The sequence below is a fragment of the Pseudomonas chlororaphis subsp. piscium genome (assembly GCF_003850345.1).
Lineage (GTDB): Bacteria > Pseudomonadota > Gammaproteobacteria > Pseudomonadales > Pseudomonadaceae > Aquipseudomonas > Aquipseudomonas piscium.
On sequence record NZ_CP027707.1, the window covers coordinates 2480351 to 2501704 of the forward strand.

Here is a 21354-nt window from a genome sequence, read left to right on the forward strand (position 1 = left end):
TTGTTTTTCAAAAGCAGGTTTTCGTATTGCTGGGTGTGGCTTGAACCGCCCCACGGGCCAAGGCGGGCGCACAAGGGCGCACCGCCGCCGGCCGGGGGCGTGGCAGTCAATTTCGCGGGTGAAGCTTTTAGTCAGTGGCCGTTGCGCTGCGCCGCCCGTTGCCGGCAGGCATCGCCGAAGGCCTGGAAGATCCGCAGGTAGACCGGGTTCGACAGCACCTGCCATTCCGGATGCCACTGCACGCCCAGGGCAAAGGCCGGACTGTGTTCGACCGACACCGCCTCGATCAGGCCGTCCGGCGCCAGGGCCTCGGCGCGCAGGCCGGGGGCCAGGCGGTCGATGCCCTGGCTGTGGATCGAGTTGACCTGGAATTCCTGGGGCAGATCCAGGGCCTGGAACACGCCGCCCGGTTGCACCCTGACGGCATGGGCGGGGGCGTATTGCACGGCCAGGTCCGGGTGGTCGGCTTCACGGTGATCGAGGTAGCCCGGCAACTCATGCACCTTCTGGTGCAGGCTGCCGCCGAAGGCCACGTTCATCTCCTGGAAGCCGCGGCAGATGCCCAGCACCGGCACGCCGGCGGCAATCGCCGCGCGCAGCAGGGGCAGGGTGGTGGCATCGCGCTGGGGATCGTGGGCGGTGCCCGGTTCGCTGGCCGGGCCCTGATAGTGGAAAGGCTCCACATTCGACGGCGAGCCGGTGAACAGCAGGCCGTCCAGGTTCTGCAGCAGAGCCTCGGTATCGATGAGGTCCGCCAGGGAAGGAATGATCAGGGGCAGGCCCTCGGCCGCGCTGCTGACAGCACGCAAGTACTTGTCGCCGCTGACGTGGTAGGGGTGCAGCCCGATCTCTTTGACGCACGCAGTAACGCCGATCAATGGCTTGAATGCCATTTTTATCACCTCGAAATTCACGCTGGAACGAGTTTTTCGAGAGCTTATCCTCGTTGATTTTAATTAACAACTTCCGTGTAAAAAATTCTAAACGTTTTTCGTCTGAAACCCGTGAGCGGCACGGGTTACGGGGTAAATAAAGATCTTGAGGCGCAAAATAATTGACGATCGGCGGCCATTTCTGGCGCTTGACTTCACTTTTCCTTTCGGATTGACTGCTCCTACGAAACCGTTTTGAACATAATAATTAACACATAGGTGCATCATGTCGGTCCCACTGCGTGCCGTTCAGCTCAACGAAGCCAACGCCTTCCTGAAGAACCATCCCGAGATCCTCTACGTCGACCTGCTGATTGCGGACATGAACGGCGTGGTGCGCGGCAAGCGCATCGAGCGTACCGCCCTGCACAAGGTGTACGAGAAGGGCATCAACCTGCCGGCCTCGCTGTTTGCCCTGGACATCAACGGCTCCACCGTGGAAAGCACCGGCCTGGGCCTGGACATCGGCGACGCCGACCGCATCTGCTACCCGATCCCCTGCACCCTGAGCGTCGAGCCCTGGCAGAAGCGCCCGACCGCGCAACTGCTGATGACCATGCACGAGATCGAAGGCCAACCGTTCTTCGCCGACCCGCGGGAAGTGCTGCGGCAAGTTGTCGCCAAGTTTGATGAATTGGGCCTGACCATCTGCGCGGCCTTCGAGCTGGAGTTCTACCTGATCGACCAGGACAACGTGAACGGTCGTCCGCAGTCGCCGCGCTCGCCGATTTCCGGCAAGCGTCCGCAGTCGACCCAGGTCTACCTGATCGACGACCTCGACGAATACGTCGACTGCCTGCAAGACATCCTCGAAGGCGCGAAAGAGCAGGGCATCCCCGCTGACGCCATCGTCAAGGAAAGCGCCCCGGCGCAGTTCGAGGTCAACCTGCACCACGTCTCCGACCCGATCAAGGCCTGCGACTACGCGGTGCTGCTCAAGCGCCTGGTGAAGAACATCGCCTACGACCATGAGATGGACACCACCTTCATGGCCAAGCCGTACCCGGGCCAGGCTGGTAACGGCCTGCACGTGCATATCTCGATTCTCGACAAGCAAGGCAACAACATCTTCGCCAGCGACGACCCGGAAACCAACGACACCCTGCGCCACGCCATCGGCGGCGTGCTGGAAACCCTGCCGGCGCAGATGGCCTTCCTCTGCCCGAACGTCAACTCCTACCGCCGTTTCGGCGCGCAGTTCTACGTGCCGAACTCGCCGAGCTGGGGCATCGACAACCGCACCGTGGCCGTGCGCGTGCCGACCGGTTCGGCGGATGCGGTGCGCATCGAACACCGCGTGGCCGGCGCCGACGCCAACCCTTATTTGCTGATGGCTTCGGTACTGGCCGGTATTCACCATGGCCTGACCAACAAGATCGAGCCCGGCGCGCCGGTGGAAGGCAACTCCTACGAGCAGAACGAACAGAGCCTGCCGAGCAACCTGCGCGACGCCCTGCGGGTGCTGGACGACAGCGAGGTGATGGCCAAGTACATCGACCCGATGTACATCGACGTGTTTGTCGCCTGTAAGGAAAGCGAGCTGGCCGAGTTCGAAAACTCGATCTCCGACCTCGAATACAACTGGTACCTGCACACGGTCTGACGGCCGTTCCTTTTCCTGCGTTGAGTATTTGCCATGACTAAATCCCGCAGCGACTGGGAGCAGCGCTTCCAGTCCTTGACCCTCGAAGGTCGCGCCTTTATCGACGGCCAGTATTGCCACGCCGCCAGCGCGGCCACCTTCGAGTGCATCAGCCCGGTGGACGGGCGTTTCCTGGCCAACGTCGCCAGCACCGACGAGGCCGACGCCAACCGGGCGGTGCAGGTGGCGCGCCAGGCGTTCGAGTCCGGCGTCTGGTCGCGCAAGGCCCCGGCCGAGCGCAAGCGCGTGCTGATCCGCTTCGCCGATTTGATCCTCGAGCACCAGGAAGAACTGGCGCTCCTGGAAACCCTGGACATGGGCAAGCCCATCGGCGACTCCCTGAGCATCGACGTGCCGGCCACCGCCAACGCGATCCGCTGGAGCGCCGAGGCTGTCGACAAAATCTACGACGAAGTGGCGGCCACGCCTCACGACCAACTGGGCCTGGTGACTCGCGAGGCCTCGGGCGTGGTGGCGGCCATCGTGCCGTGGAACTTCCCGCTGATCATGGCCAGCTGGAAATTCGCCCCGGCCCTGGCGGCGGGCAACTCCTTCATCCTCAAACCATCGGAAAAGTCGCCGCTGACCGCGATCCGCATCGCCCAGCTGGCGCTGGACGCCGGCATCCCCAAAGGCGTGTTCAACGTGCTGCCGGGCTACGGTCACACCGTGGGCAAGGCCCTGGCCCTGCATATGGACGTGGACGTGCTGGCCTTTACCGGCTCCACCGCGGTGGGCAAGCAACTGCTGGTGTATTCCGGGCAGAGCAACATGAAGCGCGTATGGCTGGAGGCGGGCGGCAAGAGCCCCAACGTGGTGTTCGCCGACGCGCCGGACCTGCGCGCCGCAGCAGAAGCGGCGGCCAGCGCCATCGCCTTCAACCAGGGCGAAGTCTGCACCGCCGGCTCGCGCCTGCTGGTGGAGCGCTCGATCCGCGAGCAGTTCATTCCGCTGCTGGTGGACGCCATCAAGGCCTGGAAACCCGGACATGCCCTCGACCCGCAGACTCGGGTTGGCGCGCTGGTGGATCAGCGTCAGCTGGACAACGTGCTGCGTTACATCGACATCGGCAAGGAGCAGGGCGGCCAACTGCTGGCCGGCGGCGCGCGGACCCTGGAAAACACCGGCGGCCTGTATGTCGAACCGACCATTTTCGACGGCGTGACCAACGCCATGACCATCGCCCGCGAAGAGATCTTCGGCCCGGTGCTGTCGGTGATCAGCTTCGACACCGAGGAAGAGGCGCTGACGATCGCCAACGACAGCATCTTCGGCCTCGCCGCCGGGGTCTGGACCAGCAACCTCAGCCGCGCCCACCGCTTCGCCCGTGGTCTGCGCGCCGGCAGCGTGTGGGTCAACCAGTACGACGGCGGCGACATGACCGCGCCGTTCGGCGGCTTCAAACAGTCGGGCAATGGTCGCGACAAGTCGCTGCATGCCTTCGACAAGTACACCGAGCTGAAAGCGACCTGGATCAAGCTCTGACTCTTATAACAACGGCGGGGCGGGCTTCGACCCGCACCCGCTGGGGAATTCGATAATGCAAACCTACGTAAACAGCTACTACGCCGCGACCCGCAACCAGACCACCGACTTTCCGGTGCTTGAGGAGCTGGTGGAATGCGACGTCTGTGTGATCGGCGCCGGTTACACCGGCCTGTCCTCGGCGCTGTTCCTCGCCGAGGCGGGCTACAGCGTCACCGTGCTCGAAGCGGCCAAGGTCGGCTTCGGCGCCAGCGGGCGCAACGGCGGGCAACTGGTCAACTCCTACAGCCGCGACGTCGACGTGATCGAGTCGCGCTACGGCGAGAAAAGCGCCGAAGTGCTGGGCAGCATGATCTTCGAAGGCGCCGACATCATTCGCCAGCGCATCCAGCACTACGACATCCAGTGCGACTACCGGCCGGGTGGCATCTTCGCCGCCATGAACAAGAAGCAGCTCAAGGGCCTGGCCGAACAGAAGGCCAGCTGGGAGCGCTACGGCAACAAGAACCTGAAGCTGCTGGACCAGGCGCAGATCGCCCAGGAAGTCGGCTCCGACGCCTACGTCGGCGGCCTGCTGGACATGCAGGGCGGGCACATCCACCCGCTGAACCTGGCCCTGGGCGAAGCCAGCGCCATCATCGGCCTGGGCGGCAAGATCTTCGAACAGTCGGCGGCGGTGGAAATCACCTACGGCGAACCGAACATCGTGCGCACCGCCAAGGGCGTGGTCCGCGCCAAGTACCTGCTGATCGCCGGCAACGCCTACCTGCAGCAGGACCTCGACCCACGGGTGACCCGCAAGAGCATGCCGTGCGGCTCGCAGATCGTGGTCACCGAACCGCTGTCGGAGAAAATGGCCCGCAGCCTGATCCGCAACAACTACTGCGTCGAAGACTGCAACTACCTGCTGGACTACTACCGCCTCACCGCCGACAACCGCCTGCTGTACGGCGGCGGTGTGGTCTACGGCGCCCGTGAGCCGAACGACATCGAGCAACTGATCCGGCCGAAGATCCTCAAGACCTTCCCCCAGCTCAAGGACGTGAAGATCGACTACCGCTGGACCGGCAACTTCCTGCTGACCATGTCGCGCATGCCGCAATTCGGCCGCATCGAAAAGAACGCCTACTACATGCAGGGCTACAGCGGCCATGGCGTCACCTGCTCGCACCTGGCCGGCAAACTGATCGCCGAAATGATCCGCGGCGACGCCGAACGCTTCGACGCCTTCGCCTCGCTACCGCACATGCCGATGTTCGGCGGCCGCACCTTCCAGGCCCCGCTGACCGCCATGGGCGCGGCGTACTACGCGCTACGCGACCGCTTCGGTATCTGATCCCGATACGCTTCCTGCGTTTGCCCGCGCTTGCGCGGGCTTTTTTCGGCCCCGAAACCCGCCTCCGAACCCGCAAACCTGTAGCCGCTGCCGCAGGCTGCGATAAGGGCCGCAGGCCCTCTCGAGGCCAGAAAGAACACCGCCGGTTTTCAACGCCTGGCACACCCTGCGGCAAGGCCAATCACCACCGTCGGCCACCGCTACAGCTCCACCCACAAACGTGATTTAATAGCCGCCTTTCAGGTTCCGGGGCCACTGGATCGGCGAACTTCGCAACTAAACTTCGCAACTAAAAGTCACCGGCCGCACTCCAACTTGCAACACCCCCCACGTACACCTCACACAAGGCTGCTATGGACACGGGCACTCGACTCAAACTCGTTCGCGAAAGCTACAAACTGTCCCAGCGCGAGCTGGCCCGGCGCAGCGGCGTGACCAACGCCACCATCTCCCTGATCGAACAGAACCGCGTCAGCCCCTCGGTCAGCTCCCTGAAAAAACTCCTCGAAGGCATCCCCATGTCCTTGGCGGACTTCTTCACCTTCGACCAACCCCCGCGCGAACACCAATACGTCTTCCGCGCCAACGAACAACCCGACCTCGGCCGCGACGGCGCCCGCCTGCTGCTGATCGGCGCCGCCCTGCCAACCCGCCAGATGCGCTTTTTGCGCGAACAATACGCCCCCGGCGCCAGCTCCGGCGACGAGCCGATCGTGCATGCGGAAGGGGAGGAGTGCGGCCTCGTCACCCGTGGCACCGTGGAGTTGACGGTGGACGGGCAGGTGAGCGTGTTGAACCCGGGGGATGGGTATTATTTTCCGACGACCTTGCCGCATAAGTTTCGCAATATTGGGCAGGATGAGGCGGAGATTATTAGTGCGAACACGCCGGCGAACTTCTGAGTTGGGCAACTCCTGAAACGCTTTCTTGTCATGAGCGGCTATTGATCGCCGCTTATCACTGCTGTGATTTTACGGGGCGCTTTTGAGCGATCTCTCGGTTTTTGAATACTGGCGAGTAATGTAGATATCTGCTTGGTTGAGGAGCGTCTGCTATCGGCCAGAAGCTGACATTGAGTTGCCTATGGATTGTCACCAACCCACCAATGGGGACACCTCAACAGGGCGGGTTCACCACGACCAAATAAACAATCTACACAAATCAAGCTTTTGCTCCTGCCCTTGAGGTGAGGTGCAGACACTTGTGGCTATTCCACCGGAGAATTACAACTTTAACTCTAAGATGATTGCCACATAAGAGTTGATCTCGAAACCATAGCTGATAGGTAGGTTCCGTGCGATCATTCACGTTTATGGCACTGCACAAAGCATTAGCTGCAAGGAAGACTAGTTGATGGAATTACCCGATACGGAACCAAGTCTCGAAAGCACCTCAGAAGATAACACATACTCTGGTACTGCAACTTTCTTGTATTCTTCGAAGATTACTGGAAACGTGAATCTCGAAGGAATGTGCGAAATCCTTGCTGAATCTGATGCTTTTAGTTTCGCGTTAACCAGCAGTGGGAAAATCTATTTCACAGAAGACAATAGACTTCGATCACAACAATTAAGCATTGAGCCAACAATAACCGAACAAGGTATGACTGTATCTGGACATAACGATTTTCTCAAAGCAACCCCGGAGACTCTAATGCCTATGCTTTATCTTTGGCTTTTGATTTACTCTTGTCTGACAAACGCTTGTTCAATTCTGCGTATGGATTCCCTACAGAAAGCGCTAGAATATTCATGCGCCCGATTGCCATCAGATGCGAAGATGACGAAGCTCATGAGCTAGTCATTCCTTACATTAGAGTTTACACGGGCGGCATAATCAGTATTTCGTTGCCAACCATTGCTGGCTTTGAGGAGTCTACGACTCAAAAAGTAGTGCGCAGCGAAGTAAATAAATCACGACGCAACCTTGCATCAGTATTGTGTGAAAGAGAATTACACTTAGCATGCACCGAAGGTCAGATAGCCCAGATGTCTCGGAGGAAAAGAATTGTTCAGCGAGAAGCATTTGAAATCATCATGGTGGCAGCGCTGAACACTCCGGGAGAAATGGAATTCGTAGATGAGCGTCTAACTGTCTACGAACTTGTACACACCGATCAACTTACCCTCACGGACATAGCGCGAAATTTATTATCGGTGGTCGCTCGCACCATTGCGGCAGGTGCCGTTCAAACCCGCATCAGATGGTATGGTAGCCAGTACAAAGACGACTCCATAGGACAACACTGGCGTGGCAAACCGATACTTTATATCAGCTCCCATACCAATCAAAAATGGAGTTCATCCGAAAACTGGTCAACCCATAAAAAGCTAGTCAACAGCGTAATGGCTCGAACGTTTCTGTCGGACAATATAAAACATACCGACTTAGGCCATAAGGACATGAGGAACTTTGACGACTACAACAACTTTTACTCCGAGCCTGTATCATTGATGCTAGCGTCCTCGCAGCTAGAAGCTTTTGTCAAGCAGCACGACTCTTACACTTTCAACAACTTAATCTCAGACATCCAAGTGCTCAATGAAGCATCGCACTTTATACAAACATACTACTCCTACGCTTCCCTAGGACTAGACAAATGCAAGACAGCAATAGACGTTGCTCGCCTCGAACTCGACATACTGGGATTTGAGGAGACTCTCCTGTCTGCACATAAATATGGAGAAATCGCCAAATACATCGAGGAAGTACAGAAAGGTGACCACCTAACTACTATCTACAAGCTGCTGCACAAGAAGATTGAAACTGTTCGCAAAGCCTTAGAGCTAGACGACAAGATCAAATCAGAATCTTACGCGCGCCGAATCACAATAATATTCGGAATTATTGCTTCTGCCACGTTATCCCCAGAGCTAATGCAACCAATCGCAAAACACCTTGATGTGGCGCCCGAAAACGGCGATCTTGCAAAACTATACGGTATAGGTGCTTCAGTAATTGTTGTGGCGGGTTTACTAACTCTCAGTCATTACACTTTCAAACTGAAAGACTGGATTATCAAAACTCTGAACAGGCGTTAATTTTTCAGAAAATCCCCCCCGTTTTTTTCAGAAGTTGCACAGGCTGGGGACGGTCTGTGGTCGGTGCTGGAAATATAAGCTGTAGCCCGCCCACACCTATGGACTGTCATCCTGCATACGTGGTTGCTGTAGGCGTGAGCGAGTGGGGGATTGTAATAGAAGCAAGATTTTGAGAGTGATTACCGGGTCGTCAAGCGGGACAGCTCACCCATACATGTATAAAAGGTCGTCGATCAGCTCAAGCTCTTGTTTTGTGTATTGCGCCTTATTGTACCGTCTAATGTCTTCGAGCATGCCCCTGATCGGGACTTGCCTTGAAGGATCTAGAACGATTTCGATCAAACGAACGTAATCGGGATCGCCACCCTTGAGGTGCTTTTCGATCAGTTCTTTGAGCGCTAAGCGGGCCTGTACATCGGTTAGCACTGTTGCTTCTCCGACTAGTGACTTCATCCCTCCACTTGTAACGGGTGCAGCAGCTAAAACACGACTTACCATGACCCGACGACAGAGCCGTCCTTTAGTTTCACGTTTATAACCTGGCCCTTTTCATCCGCCACAGTGAGAGTGGGACGTATCGGCTTAGGGGGCTTGATGAACCATTCCAGACAAGCATTCAAGACATCAGACTGAAGATGACCTTGCACAAACCTTTTCGTGAGATGGTCGGTCAGCAACTCATTCGGAAAAAAAAAGAAGTCCCCATCTCTACTTAGGTCGGTGTGAGACGATGCCATGGTTTCGATCTTTCGTTGGAATGACTTGGAAGGCGCCATAAATGGATGACCTGAGGATTTACAGGTCTCCGGAAAGATAGGGCTCATGAAATCCACAACGTAATCGCCGCACACCACCAGTGCGTGAAACGCATTATTGGAGCTACGAATTGCGTCACCTTCTAAGGTGGCGAAGCACAACACGTTAGCGTTTTCTTCATCCACCATCAGGCACATAGCCCCTGCCACGGCATGAGCATCTTTTTTATAATACTTTCTAAGAATAGCGGCACCCGCGACGCTGAAAAACCAGCAAGCGTGGGCTGTTTCCGCGCCGGCCATATCCAAAGTAGAGCGGATAACCCTATGAACTCTCAGGTAATCCTGTAGGGGAATCAGTGTTCCAAGGTTCTTCTTCATGGGCTAGTTATCGCTGGTTGAGCACGTCAGTTTGCTTTTAGCTGGATCTGCCTTCGGCACATTCAGCGGGTGTCGGCAGGCCTCGGGGCCTCCTGACAAGGGTATCAGCAGACCCTACTGGTGTTCACGGAAAATGAGGGAGGTTGTATAGGAATAAACGGTGTAAGCAATAAGCCAGAATTGCTTTAGGTATGCAGTCGCATACTGTAAGCGCTCACTATCGGGCGACACCAGAACCGCGCTGACTGTCTGCTTTTGGTCGAAAACAGCCATTCAAAAGCTGATCACGGCATATTTTTGAAACGATAAACCGAACAACCGTTTACGTAAAAGCTGTCCTTAAGCGAATACCGCTTCTATAGTTCAGCACGTCATTGCTGACTGATGACTGGTCATCGCGGGCCAAAAACTATGTGCATAGCGCCTCATTTATCAACCGACCCTCTGTCCGGTTGGATGACGGAGGCAGGGCTTGAATACTCATGGAGCTTCATCAATGACCCGCACAGAAACATGCAACCTCATTCCACTCACCCGCAACGACACCGACCACCCCGTCCTCTACCTGGACGCCAACGCCTCACTCTCCGATCTCTACACCTGCGCCCAACAACGCATCGGCGCTGCCCGCAATCTGCTGGAAATCCTCGACTGTGCTTCCGGCGCTCAAGATGTTGCTCAGATCCGCTTTGCCATCGGCCTGCTGCTCAGTGACGGCTGCGATCTGCTGCGTACCTTGGGCGATAAGTCTCAGGCGCTGAACGCTTAATCTCGACAACCAACGACCGGGCAGCGCAGGCCCGGTCGCCAACCAGCACTCCAACGGAGGGATAACAGCGAAGATGGTCATGGACGAAGTACTAGCAGTACCGCCAGAAAACTGGGGAGAAGGGATTGACGACCACAAATGCGAGTAAGGGGCGATCTGGATGTGCTTGGCTGCTATTCATTCCGTTACTACCGGTATTGTTTTTTGTCGGGCAGACCATTCTTGAGCCGACAGTAACCGTTCACTACGCCGAAAACGGCAAGGAAGAGCTGAAGTACATCTGGAACGTGCAGAACCGGATATATAAAGGACGGATGCAACCCGGAGGCGGAACATCAGATAACGGCTTTATATTTCCAGACGAAGACTTTTTCATGCAGTTGGATTGGTGGAGCGAAAAGGGCCGCCACCATTGCGTCAGCATCACCCCAAAATGGCCGAACACCCATATCTATCTCGACCTGAATGGGAACATCGACACAGAGAAAGGAGTTGGTACTGATGAGGACCGATTGGATCAGTGCAAAGGAGGCTGGGCAAAGCCATAAGACGATATTCCCAACCGGGCAGTGCAAGCCCGGTCGTTTATCCAGGCGGCGAAAACCAGCAGAGCCCAGCCGGCGCGCAGGGCTCTTTCTCGGTTTATCGGCAGGCGATGCGCACTGTCCGGTTCAGGCAATCAACTCGACTTTACCGGTGGCAAGGCGGTAGATGCCGCCTACGATTTTCAACCTGCCTTTGTCGAGCGCATCAGTGAGCAGTGGCGTGGCCCGTTTAAGGCTGGCGACCGAGTCCTTGACGTTTTGCACCGTGGCATTTTCCATCAGAGCCCCGGGTTGCTTGAGCACTTTCTCGATAGAGGGCTTGAGTGCATCGGTCAGTTTCTGGATATGCCCAGGAAAAACGGCGTGGTCTTTTACTGCTTTTATGCCGGCCTCGATGGCGCCGCAGCTCTCATGCCCCAGTACCAGAATAAGCGGGGCGCCGAGTACCGCGACGGCGTATTCGAGGCTGGCCAGGCCTTCGCCGGTGACGAAGTTGCCCGCAACGCGTATGGCGAAAAGATCGCCTCGGGCTGTGTCGAAAGCGTATTCGGGAGCGATCCGCGAGTCGGAGCAACTGAGCACCGCCACGAACGGGTTCTGCCCGGAAACCAGGGCTTCGCGCTCGTCCTTGAAGTCGTGGGTCTTTGAGTTTCCGCTGACATAACGCTCATTACCTTCGATCAGCCTTTGCAGGGCCTGGTCGGGGCTGATGGCGTTTTGTGGTTTGGGCGGCGCGGCGGTTTTTTCGGCGGCATGGACCAGCCTGTCTGGCAATACGCCGGCTATCAGCAGGGCGCCTGCCCCCAGTCCGGCGAAGCGAAGAAAACGACGACGATCGTGGGTGTTTGCGGCGGGTTTTGAATCACATGATTCGCACATGATGTTGTGTACTCAGGTCGACTCGATGGGAATGACTGCCGTTGGGAGGGCTTTCAGAAACCTTCGGCCCTGGAATACTGGAGTCTAGACGGTCTGTAACACGATGTTTCCCGCGGCCTCGAAGGGTTGCAAAGAGTGACCTTCGGACACTGCGTGACTCGCTGAACGCTTTTGCAAGCACCCATGAAGCGGAGGAGAGAAGAGCGGAATTGTTTTGAGGGCAACGGGTTCAGTCATCAGCCCCCGGCACCGCCGGGGCGTCTTGAAGCTGGGCCCGATAGGTTTTGTAGATCTGCTGGACTTGCGGGTTATCCAGGCTCTCGTAGGTGATGTCTTCTTTGTCGAGTCCATCCAGACCGCGAATGCCGCCGATCATCTGTGGCCACTCGTCACGGCTTGTTATGGCCGTAACGAAAGGTTTCAGGTAGTTGTCGAGGTGCCCCCGGCAAGGCTCCCGAATTTCGTCGCTCAGTGCTCGCAGGTAGTCATCTTTGTTCGTTCTGGACCAATTGATGGCGAATCTGGCCCGGTAGCAGAGTTCCATGAAAACCAGTAGGAGGGTGCGTCCGTTGCCGTCCAGGAAGGGGTGGGCGAATGCCAGTTGGCCCATGACTTCCCCAGGTTTTTCCCGAAACCTGTTCTTGTCTGCCGCCAGCTCAAGTGCATAGTCGACGGACCTTTTGATGAAGTCAGGGCGCTCGAAGGCGGTACTGCGTGGATCGTCGAATGCACCTTTGAATACGGCGAGATGCGGAACAAGCTGATTTCGATCTTTGCCAGCCCAAGGATAAAACCCGCCAAACAGGATCTTGTGAACCCTAAGGATGGCTTTGTAGTCAGGTCGCCGCTTTCGGGCCAAGTGTGAAAGCGCCTCTTCGATACTCAGTTCGAAGACAAAGTGCTCGGACTCTTTGACTTCGACAGGGTCTTTGAGGCGTTGATGATTTCGAAGATAGCCGGCCATTTCGAAATCACCGAAAGGATCGAAGCTCATGCGCTAAGTTTCTTTTTGGCCTGTCTCTTTTCCTGGAGATAGCGTTCCTGAAGTGCAAGGGTTTGCGTCTTGCTCAGCACACCTTTCTTTTTCAGATTGACCAGTAATCGCTCAATGCTATCCAACTCGACCGAGTCGCCGGCCAGGCGGGTGATGGTGACAGCCATGCAACTCATGCTGTCAGGCTCAGTGGTGACCTTGTGAGCCTTGGCAAGCTTGCGAACTTCACTGGCAACGCCAGCAGCGGCGGTTTTGCTCATCGAATAACCCTCCATTAGCCGTCAAATCATAGCATCAACGCCTACTTGTTTACGTCTGCGCCGAGCTTGCGACCGCCTCGATTTGGCGGTTAAGAGGCGTTAGGGAGGGGGAGCCGAGCGGGCTTACCTGGAAGCCTTGGCGGCGTGGCCGGTGGGGTTGTCGCCGTGCAGTCGGACCTGAGATCAGGCTATGTGGAATCCCGGCAATCTACCGGCCGATCAAAACAAAGGCCCCGACAAGTCGGGGCCTTTTGCTTTAAGCCGCTTCCGCCAGCTTAGTTCGTGCAAGTAAGCCGTGAATACTTCGGTGGATCGAGCAGAATCCCCGGGGTCATGAAGGTCGAGCAGTTGAATACGCGGCCCTTGGCGGTGGTGGCCTTGAAGGTCAGTTCCGAGCCGCCGAGAAAGTCTTCCTTGCCTTTGGTGACGGGACCCATGGTGAGTTCATCGGTGGAGGCCAGGCCGATCGTTTCCGCGGTGACCTTGTGTATTTGCAAGACATTGGGGTTGGTCGAGCAACCCGCCAAGGTACCCGCCAGCAGCAGTAACACGGGGGCAAAGATATGGTTTTTGTTCATGGCATATTTTCCTTAATAGTGTTTCGCCCTTGGTTATCAGCAATCCTCGACAGGGGGCAGGTCGGAAGACGTAAATCAGGGGATTTTGGCCAATCGCCCCCTTTTGAATCTGACTCAACGGAGTGATTCATTTCAGCATGGTGCTTGGGGGGCGCCTATAGGGCATATGTGCTATGCGGTGCTCACCTCAGCCACGACATTCCCCGCGCTGTACAACTCCCATCGCAAAACTCTAAAATGAGAAGCATTATCATTAATGCGGATCTGACATGCACGACGACAGCTTTGCTTCGCCCGTCGCCCGGTTGTATGCGAACCATCACGGCTGGCTTCGGGGCTGGTTGCATCGACGGTTGGGGCACAGTGCCGATGCCGAGGACCTGGCTCACGACACCTTTGTCCGGGTGATGCGCTCGCAGGAGGATGTGCGCGAGTTGCGCCAGCCCATGGCGTTTCTCGCGACCATTGCCAATGGCTTGCTGATCAATCGCTGGCGGCGCCAGGCGATCGAGCGGGCTTACCTGGAGGCCCTGGCGGCGCGGCCGGTGGCCGAGGAGCCTTCGCCGGAAGAGCGGCATTTGATGATCGAAACCCTGCTGCAGCTGGATTCGCTGCTGGTGGGGTTGTCGTCGCGGGTGCGGCAGATTTTCTTTTTGTCCCAGCTCGATGGCCTGACCTACCCGCAGATCGCCGCGCGGTTGAGCTTGAGCGTGGCCCAGGTGCAGCGGGCCATGGGCAAGGCGTTCAGTGTCTGTTACGCGAGCCGTTTTGAATGAGTGGCACCGTGGTTGATCCGCGGGTGCGGGATAGCGCCATCGATTGGATGGTCCGGGCGCAGTCCGGGCTGATGAGTGATGGTGAGCACCAGGCTTTGCAGCAGTGGCGGCAGGCGAGCGCCGAGCATGAGTACGCCTGGCAGCGGGTCAGCAGTTTGCCGCTGATGTTGCAGCCCGGAGCCAATCTGTTGGCCGATGCCACGGCGCGTCGGGCACTGGAGTCGGCCGGGGCCGATCCGCAGCGGCGTCGGCAGGTGCTCAAGTGCCTGCTCGCCCTGGGGCTGCTCGGCGGGATTTCCTGGCAGGGTGCGGATTCCACTCTGGTGCGTTCGGCCCTGGCGACTTATCGCACCAGTATCGGCGAGCGTCGGCGCTGGGCCCTGGCGGACGGCGGCTCGCTGTGGCTGAACACTGCCAGTGCGGTGAACCTGGAACTGACCCAACAACAGGGCAGGGTGCAGTTGATCGAGGGCGAAATGGCGCTGGATGCGCGGGCCGAATCACCGGCCGTGCAACTGCTGACCCCGGACGCGGTGTTGTACAGCCGTGGCGCCCATCTGCTGGTGCGCCATGATCGGCAGGGCACCCAGGTGACGGTGCTGCGCGGTCTGGTGCAGGTCAGTGCGCGGCGCCATTGGCTGCCGGTGCCGCTGGAGGCTGGTTGGCAAACCCGGGTCGACAGCCAGGGCGTGAGGGCGCCGAGCCGCGTCGATCTGTTCATGGCCCAGGCCTGGTTGCGGGGCATCTTGCCGGCCGAACGCATGCGCCTGGATAAATTGCTGGCTGAACTCTCGCGTTATCGCCCGGGCCTTTTGCGTTGCAGCGAAGAGGTCGCGGCCTTGCGCGTCACCGGCAGTTTCCAGCTGGACGACACCGATGCCGCGTTGGCGCTGGTGGCCAATACGCTGCCGGTGCGCATCGAGCGACGAACCCGTTATTGGGTGACTGTGGTGCCGGCCTGAAACTTTTTTTCTCCGGGGCGATAGTTTTTTCGATCTGGCTTGGCCTCTGGGTATGACCCACCGGGACAGGTGGGTGCCAACCCCTAGGAGCCTTGCATGATTTTCCCCGCCCGTGCCTTGTGTACCCACACCTTTGGCCTGCTTTTCCTCAGCTTGCAGCCGCTCTGCGGCGCGGCTGTGTTCGCCGCTGGCGAGCGCCAGCACTACAGCATCGACGCCGGCCCGCTGGACCAGGCGCTGTCGCGCTTCGGCGTGCAGGCGGGCATCAATATGGCGGGCAGCGCCACGCTGACGGAAGGCAAGCGCAGCCAGGGCCTGCAAGGCGATTTCAGCACCGAGGCGGGCCTGGCGCGGTTGCTGGCGGGAACCGGCTTGAGCTATCAGCGCCAGGTGGACGGCAGCTTCGAGTTGTATCGGGCGGGCGGGGAGATGGTGCTGCCATCGCAGAAAGTCGTTGGCGAAGACCTCGAACAGAAGGAGGTGTATTCGGCACCGCGATCCTCGCTGTATATCTCCGGCGAGGACATGCAGCGTTTTGGTGTGATCTCGGTCGGCGACGTGCTCAAAGGCCAGCCTGGGGTCCAGGTCGGCGACAGCCGCAATGGCGGCGGCCTGGATGTGAATATCCGCGGCATCCAGGGCCAGAGCCGGGTGGCGGTGACCGTCGACGGCTCGCAACAGGCGCTGGATGTCTATCGCGGTTATGCCGGCACCCAGCAACGCAGCTACATCGACCCGGACCTGATCAGCGACATCGCCATCGACAAGGGCCCGAGCCTGACCTCCAGCGCCATTGGCGGCACGGTGAAGATGCGCACCCTCGGCGTCGAGGACATCCTGCAGGACGGCAAGAACATCGGCCTGCGCTTGAAGGGCGATCTGTGGAACAACGGCGTGGCTCCGGCATCGCGTGACAGCCACTCGTTGACCGAGGAGCTGTACTCGGAACCGCACCAGAGCCGTGGCGGCCTGTTCGGTTCGAAGGCCGAGTCCGGCAGTGCCGCGTTCGCCTATAGCCATGAGTTCTTTGATGTGGTGGCGGCCTATGCCCACCGCAACCAGGGCAACTATTTCGCCGGCAAGAAGGGCCAGGACCGCTATCGCACCTACGACCGTTACGGCGGTGAAGAGATGACGGTGGCCACCACCTATAACGCCGGCGAGGAGGTGCTGAACTCCTCGGCGGAGACCGAATCCTTCCTGCTCAAGACCACCCTGCGCCCGGCGGACGGCCACAGCTTCGACCTGGGCTACCGCCGCTACGACGGACGCATCGGCGAGATCATGCCGTCGGACATTTTCCGTTTCGGCACCGGTGGCATCTACCAGTACCCGCTGGGCCATACCAAGATCGACACCTACACCGTGCGCTACCACTACCTGCCCGACGGCAACCCGCTGGTGGACCTGACGGCCAGCCTGTGGATGACCGACGCGCAGACCAGCCAGCTGACCTCGGTGGCAGCGCCGGCTTCGCAAGCCTATCGCTCGGATCGCAGCTGGAGCCGCCAGGCCGACCGCCGCATTGGTGGCGACCTGGCCAACATTTCGCACATGCAGAGCGACTATGGCGATTTCAAGCTGGACCTGGGCGGGTCGTTCCAGGTCGAGGACCTGCGGCCGCAAAAAAGCGTGGCCACCACCCAGCACGACATCAATGCCAACCGCATGCTGCGCGAAGGGGAGCGGCAGGAGTTCAGCCTGAACGGCAAGCTGGAGTACAAACCGATCGACAGCCTGACACTGTGGGGCGGCGGGCGTTACACCTACTACCGCACCCAGGATAAGGTCGCCCATGCGACGGCGCGCCGGGAGGAGCGCGACTTGCGTTACCTGAGCGTTTCCAACGAGCAAAGCTACGGCAACATGATGTGGTTCCCGGACTCGAACGGGCAGTACACCGACGCCACGGATCCGCGGTTGAACAACGGGATTGTCTTCAAGAACACCAACTATCCCTTCGAGGGCATTCGCTACAACGACTTCGGCGCGACCGACTCGAGGGTCTATCCGTCCGAGGTCGGCGAGGTGGTCAGCGGTTATGACTATTCTGGAAAGAACCGCAACAGCGGCGGCGCCTTCGCCCCGGCCTTCGGCATCAATCTCGAAGTGGCGCCGGACACCTTCGTCTATGCCTCCTACACCCAGGGCCTGCGCATGCCCTCGCTGTTTGAAACCAGCCAGGGTGTATTGCAGACCATGCCGGGCAAGGGCCTGAAGCCCGAGCGTTCCAGCAGTTGGGAAATCGGCGCCAGCACCCTGCACAAAGGCTTGCTGCTGGACAACGACTCGGCGGCGATCAAGCTGGCTTACTTCAACAACAGCATCAAGAACTACATCACTCGCTACTACGACCCGAGCCCGGGCCTGATGGGCCTGATGCGCTTCAGCAATACCGACAGCTACAAGACCAGCGGCCTGGAGCTGCAGTCGCACTATGACGCTGGACGGGTGTTCGCGGACTTTTCGTCCACCTACTACCTGAAGACCGAAACCTGCGACTCGGCCTTCGCCGCGCGGCTGCGGGCCAGCAGCAATCGCTATCGGGACCTGAGCAACACGCCGGACTGTACGCCGGGCAGCTTCATGGGCTCCTACTCCAACACCCAGAATCCGCCACGCTTCTCGGCGAACCTGACCTCGGGCCTGCGCTTCTTCGACCAAGCCCTGACCCTTGGCGGGCGCGCCACCTACAGCTCCGGCCCGACGGTCAAGGCCGACGAGAACTGGCAGACCGGTGCCACCACCCCGCAGCTGGTCTACCGCGAAGTGGCGCTGTTCGATCTGTTCCTCAACTACAAGTTGAAGGAACACACTCAACTCAGCGTGTCGCTGCAGAACCTGACCGACCGCTATTACCTGGACCCGCTGGCGCAGAGCTTCATGCCGGCGCCGGGGCGGACGTTGCGGGTGGGGGTGTTGACGAAGTTCTAAGGGCAGGGGCTATCGGTTAGCGGCAGGTGCTGACCGATAGCCGTTTGTCACGGGGGAGGAGCGCTCATCGGTCGCCGTCATCAATCGGCGTCAGCCCCGCGACCAGTGCCTCCAGCAGGACCCTGACCTTGGGCAGCGCTTCACGGCTTTTGATCCAGGCCAGGTTGATCGGCATCCCTTCGGTTGCCCGCTGGGCAAGCACCTCCACCAAGGTCCCTTCGTCCAGTTGTTGCTGGACGAGCCATGACGGCAACTGCGCGATTCCGCAGCCCGCCATCACCGCCGTCACTATGCCTTCGCCATTGCCCACGACGAGCTGGGCGGCGACTTGTCGGCGCGTCGTTGCGCCCTGGTCGTCGGTGAAGTTCCAGGGATTGATTCTTCCATCCACCCAGCCATAGGCGATGCACTGATGCTGCTGCAGATCGTGCTCGGTCAGGGGCATGCCCTGCCTGGCCAGATAGGCGGGGGAGGCACAAAAGAGGTGTCGCTCACGGGCGAGGCAACGCTGCCCCACCGTGTCGGGCCTGGCGTCCGCGCCGCCAATGCGCACAACGATGTCCACGCCTTCCTTGAACGGGTCGACGAAACCGTCGGAGAAGGAAATGTGCGGAGTCAGGGCCGGATGATCCTGAGCAAGGCGCAGCAGGATCGGCAGTACCTGGGCGCGACCCAAAGCCCCTGGCAGGTCTATGCGAACACTGCCCCGGACCTCGCTGGCTTCGGCCTTGAGGGAAAGCTCGGCCTCTTCCAGGTCGGCCAGCACGCCAGTGCAGGTGCGATAGAAGGTCATACCCGCGTCGGTAAGCGACAGCCGTCGTGTCGTCCGCTGGAACAGGCGAGTACCCAGCCGGCCCTCCAGGCGCGCGATGCTTTTACTGATGGCAGAGCCTGTCAGGTTCATTTTCTCGGCGGCGGCGGTGAAGCTGCCGGACTCGGCCACGCAGACAAATACATCGATGCCCTTCAAGCGTTCGGAGGAGAACATAAACATCCTTTATTCATGAATCTGGCTCCATGCTCGCGGTAAAAACCATCGGCAATGAGAGCTGGGTTCAGCAGTATGCTTGATCCGCACCCGCTATCGAGCGATTGCCAAAGCGCGAACCCGACAAAAATGATGGCTATAACGATGAGGCAAGGATGCTGGCCACGCTAAGAAACTATCCGACGACGGTAAACCTGCTGCTTTCAGCGTCCCTGGTCCTGACCCTCGCCCGCGCGATCACCCTGCCTTATCTGGTCATCTATTTATCGGGCAACTTCCATTTGAGCATCGCCGATATCGGCCTGGTCATCGGCAGCACGCTGATCATCGGGTCGCTGTTGAGCCTGTATGGCGGTTTCCTGGTGGACCGGATGTCCAGCTACCGGCTGATCCTGGTCTGCAGTGGCGTGTTCACCGCGGGTTTCCTCGGGACCTTTGTCGCGCGCGATCTCTGGCTGTTCTACCTGTGCCTGGTGTTGATCAACCTGGCCTACGCGGTCATCGATATCGCCGTGAAATCAGGCTTTGGCAGCCTGCTCCCCGCCGCCGGTCGGGGCGAAGTGTTTTCGATCAAATACACCCTGACCAATATCGGCTATGCCGTCGGCCCCTTTCTCGGCGCGGGACTGGCCGGGCTGGATATCAGCCTGCCGTTTCTGTTGTCCGCGGGGCTGGGCGCAGGGTTCTTTTTTATCTACTTCGTGTGGGGCGACAGGGGCTTGGCTGGCGTCGAGGCAAGCCAGCCCTCCGCGCCGTTCCTGGCCGTGGGCAGACTGTTGCTGCGCGATCGCCGGCTGGTGTGCTTTACCCTGGGCGGGCTGCTCAGCGCCGTGGTCTTCGGCCAGTTCACCGCCTATCTGTCGCAGTACCTGGTGGTGACCACCACAGCCGAAACCACCTACCGGATTATCAGCAGCATCGTGGCGACCAATGCCCTGACGGTGATCAGCCTGCAATACCTCATCGGCAGAAGAATCTCCCAGCAACACTTGAGCCTGTGGCTCGCCGCTGGGCTGGCGATGTTTGTCCTGGGGTTGGCGGGCTTCGCCCTGTCGACCACTCTGGTGTTCTGGGTGATCGCCATGGCCATTTTCACGCTCGGCGAGATTGTCGTGTTCCCCGCCGAATACATGTTCATCGACAACATCGCCCCGAGCCATCTGCGGGGCATGTACTACGGGGCGCAGAACCTGAACAACCTGGGGGCGGCATTGGGGCCGGTGCTGTGCGGGATGGTATTGGCGGCGCAGCCTGCCCACTACATCTTCTACATGCTGATGCTGTTCATTATCGCGGGCGGGATGCTGTACTTCCTGGGGGCTGCTCTTGCGGGCACTGCAGCGGCAGGGAGGGGGGACTGAAGGTGTCGCTGGCGGTCAGCGGGCTCAGGCCAGCAGCTCGCTGATCCAGTGGATCTGTTGGGTGATGTCCCGGACCTTTTCCTCGGGCAGGGCCTGCGGCGCCCGGGCGAAGTGGCTCAGGATCTTTTGCTTCTGGCGTAGCCTGCGCTGCCATTTGTCCAGGAAGGCCGGGCTGCGAGCCTGCATCTGCAAGGGGCCGAAGTACAGTTCCTTGGCTCTGTAGCTTACGGGCCCGGCGCGCTCGGCGACGATGATTTCGTAGTCGAAGCGGTTTTCCCGCAGCAGTTCCTCACAGAGGATGCGGTAGCCGTTGTCCATCAGCCATTGGCGCAGGGGCTGTTCGCCGCCGTTGGGTTGCAGGATCAGGCGCTCCTGGCCATTCAGGCGCGCCTTGCCGCTGTGGAGTATGTCGCGGATCGTCTCGCCGCCCATGCCGCAGAGGCTGATCGCTGTGATCCCGTCTTCCGGCTCGATCGCCGCCAGGCCATTGGCCAGGCGCACGGTGATGCTCGAGTCCAGAGCGTTTTCGCGCACGGTGCGTTGGGCCGCGTGGAACGGCGTCAACGCCACCTCACCGGCCACCGCCGCGGTGATGACACCACGGCGTAGCAACGCCACCGGCAGGTAGCCGTGATCCGAGCCGATGTCGGCCAGGCGCGCGCCCGCTGGCACATGCGCCGCCACGCGCTCCAGGCGCAGGGACAGTGTCTGTTGGTTCAACGGCAGGCCCTTTTCC

The 21354-nt window shown here is 59.3% G+C and carries 21 protein-coding genes and 1 pseudogene; 13 read left to right on the forward strand and 9 right to left on the reverse strand.

Translation table 11 applies throughout. From position 1 onward, the window contains the following. Positions 1-131 precede the first annotated feature (131 nt). Entirely contained in the window at positions 132-893 is a 762-nt protein-coding gene (locus C4K38_RS11575) for a gamma-glutamyl-gamma-aminobutyrate hydrolase family protein (RefSeq protein WP_053278450.1), read from the reverse strand. Between the two features lie 265 nt (positions 894-1158). Here C4K38_RS11575 and C4K38_RS11580 point away from each other — a divergent pair, with 265 nt between their 5' ends. From C4K38_RS11580 to C4K38_RS11600, 6 genes are all read left to right on the forward strand, one after another. Beyond that, positions 1159-2535: a glutamine synthetase family protein gene (locus tag C4K38_RS11580; protein ID WP_053278451.1), complete on the forward strand. Its 1377-nt coding sequence runs from the start codon at positions 1159-1161 to the stop codon at positions 2533-2535. Positions 2536-2568: 33 nt separating this feature from the next. Next, positions 2569-4059: an aldehyde dehydrogenase gene (locus C4K38_RS11585; RefSeq protein ID WP_053278452.1), complete on the forward strand. Its 1491-nt coding sequence runs from the start codon at positions 2569-2571 to the stop codon at positions 4057-4059. Positions 4060-4114: 55 nt separating this feature from the next. Then, positions 4115-5395, forward strand: a complete 1281-nt coding sequence (locus tag C4K38_RS11590) for an NAD(P)/FAD-dependent oxidoreductase (RefSeq protein WP_170181104.1) — start codon at positions 4115-4117, stop codon at positions 5393-5395. 353 nt (positions 5396-5748) lie between these two features. Continuing rightward, a complete protein-coding gene (locus tag C4K38_RS11595; protein WP_007922919.1) occupies positions 5749-6297 on the forward strand; it encodes a cupin domain-containing protein in 549 nt (182 codons plus the stop codon). A 451-nt stretch (positions 6298-6748) separates the two neighbouring features. Then, a complete protein-coding gene (locus C4K38_RS32460) occupies positions 6749-7195 on the forward strand; it encodes a hypothetical protein (protein ID WP_172833179.1) in 447 nt (148 codons plus the stop codon). Continuing rightward, positions 7147-8436 carry a hypothetical protein gene (locus C4K38_RS11600; RefSeq protein WP_124345271.1) on the forward strand — a complete coding sequence of 430 codons (1290 nt, stop codon included), beginning with the start codon at positions 7147-7149 and terminating at the stop codon, positions 8434-8436. The genes C4K38_RS32460 and C4K38_RS11600 overlap by 49 nt, the downstream gene beginning before the upstream one ends. Before the next feature lie 204 nt (positions 8437-8640). Here the strand turns inward: C4K38_RS11600 and C4K38_RS11605 are convergent, their stop codons facing one another. Both C4K38_RS11605 and C4K38_RS11610 read right to left on the reverse strand, forming a co-directional pair. Beyond that, a complete protein-coding gene (locus C4K38_RS11605) occupies positions 8641-8889 on the reverse strand; it encodes a hypothetical protein (protein WP_053278455.1) in 249 nt (82 codons plus the stop codon). Positions 8890-8927: 38 nt separating this feature from the next. Then, on the reverse strand, positions 8928-9572 hold the full coding sequence (locus tag C4K38_RS11610) for a DUF2026 family protein (protein WP_053278456.1): 645 nt from the start codon (positions 9570-9572) through the stop codon (positions 8928-8930). A gap of 496 nt (positions 9573-10068) precedes the next feature. Between C4K38_RS11610 and C4K38_RS11615 the strand changes: the two genes are divergently transcribed. The 3 genes and pseudogenes from C4K38_RS11615 (at position 10069) to C4K38_RS11620 (ending at position 10889) form a co-directional block, all read left to right on the forward strand. Then, positions 10069-10341 (forward strand): hypothetical protein, encoded by a 273-nt coding sequence (locus C4K38_RS11615; RefSeq protein ID WP_053278457.1) that lies wholly within the window; start codon positions 10069-10071, stop codon positions 10339-10341. A 43-nt stretch (positions 10342-10384) separates the two neighbouring features. Continuing rightward, positions 10385-10489: pseudogene (locus C4K38_RS32880) on the forward strand (polymorphic toxin type 44 domain-containing protein); the annotation flags it as partial. After that, positions 10467-10889: a hypothetical protein gene (locus tag C4K38_RS11620; RefSeq protein WP_231998554.1), complete on the forward strand. Its 423-nt coding sequence runs from the start codon at positions 10467-10469 to the stop codon at positions 10887-10889. The pseudogene C4K38_RS32880 and the gene C4K38_RS11620, both read left to right, overlap by 23 nt. A gap of 123 nt (positions 10890-11012) precedes the next feature. Here C4K38_RS11620 and C4K38_RS11625 read toward each other — a convergent pair whose 3' ends face one another. The 4 genes from C4K38_RS11625 to C4K38_RS11640 form a co-directional block, all read right to left on the reverse strand. Next, complete coding sequence (locus C4K38_RS11625; protein ID WP_053278458.1) at positions 11013-11765, reverse strand: carbonic anhydrase; 753 nt, start codon at positions 11763-11765, stop codon at positions 11013-11015. 229 nt (positions 11766-11994) lie between these two features. Next, on the reverse strand, positions 11995-12759 hold the full coding sequence (locus tag C4K38_RS11630) for a Fic/DOC family protein (protein ID WP_053278459.1): 765 nt from the start codon (positions 12757-12759) through the stop codon (positions 11995-11997). Beyond that, the gene (locus C4K38_RS11635; RefSeq protein WP_053278460.1) at positions 12756-13019 is read right to left on the reverse strand and encodes a hypothetical protein; all 264 of its coding nucleotides are present in this window, start codon (positions 13017-13019) and stop codon (positions 12756-12758) included. Before C4K38_RS11635 ends, C4K38_RS11630 begins: the two co-directional genes overlap by 4 nt. 275 nt (positions 13020-13294) lie before the next feature. Continuing rightward, complete coding sequence (locus C4K38_RS11640; protein ID WP_053278461.1) at positions 13295-13597, reverse strand: hypothetical protein; 303 nt, start codon at positions 13595-13597, stop codon at positions 13295-13297. A gap of 269 nt (positions 13598-13866) precedes the next feature. On the opposite strand from C4K38_RS11640, the gene C4K38_RS11645 reads away from it, so the two are divergent. The 3 genes from C4K38_RS11645 to C4K38_RS11655 all read left to right on the forward strand — a co-directional run bounded on the left by C4K38_RS11645 (position 13867) and on the right by C4K38_RS11655 (position 18269). Then, positions 13867-14373: a sigma-70 family RNA polymerase sigma factor gene (locus C4K38_RS11645; RefSeq protein ID WP_009048295.1), complete on the forward strand. Its 507-nt coding sequence runs from the start codon at positions 13867-13869 to the stop codon at positions 14371-14373. Continuing rightward, positions 14370-15335 carry a FecR domain-containing protein gene (locus tag C4K38_RS11650; RefSeq protein ID WP_053278462.1) on the forward strand — a complete coding sequence of 322 codons (966 nt, stop codon included), beginning with the start codon at positions 14370-14372 and terminating at the stop codon, positions 15333-15335. Before C4K38_RS11645 ends, C4K38_RS11650 begins: the two co-directional genes overlap by 4 nt. 96 nt (positions 15336-15431) lie before the next feature. Next, entirely contained in the window at positions 15432-18269 is a 2838-nt protein-coding gene (locus tag C4K38_RS11655) for a TonB-dependent receptor (protein ID WP_053278463.1), read from the forward strand. A gap of 64 nt (positions 18270-18333) precedes the next feature. Here C4K38_RS11655 and C4K38_RS11660 read toward each other — a convergent pair whose 3' ends face one another. Further along, positions 18334-19257 (reverse strand): LysR family transcriptional regulator, encoded by a 924-nt coding sequence (locus tag C4K38_RS11660; protein ID WP_053278599.1) that lies wholly within the window; start codon positions 19255-19257, stop codon positions 18334-18336. Positions 19258-19412: 155 nt separating this feature from the next. On the opposite strand from C4K38_RS11660, the gene C4K38_RS11665 reads away from it, so the two are divergent. Further along, entirely contained in the window at positions 19413-20618 is a 1206-nt protein-coding gene (locus C4K38_RS11665; RefSeq protein WP_053278464.1) for an MFS transporter, read from the forward strand. Between the two features lie 24 nt (positions 20619-20642). Here the strand turns inward: C4K38_RS11665 and C4K38_RS11670 are convergent, their stop codons facing one another. Continuing rightward, positions 20643-21338, reverse strand: coding sequence for a tRNA (adenine(22)-N(1))-methyltransferase (locus C4K38_RS11670; RefSeq protein WP_053278465.1), 696 nt, complete (start codon positions 21336-21338; stop codon positions 20643-20645). Positions 21339-21354 lie beyond the last annotated feature (16 nt).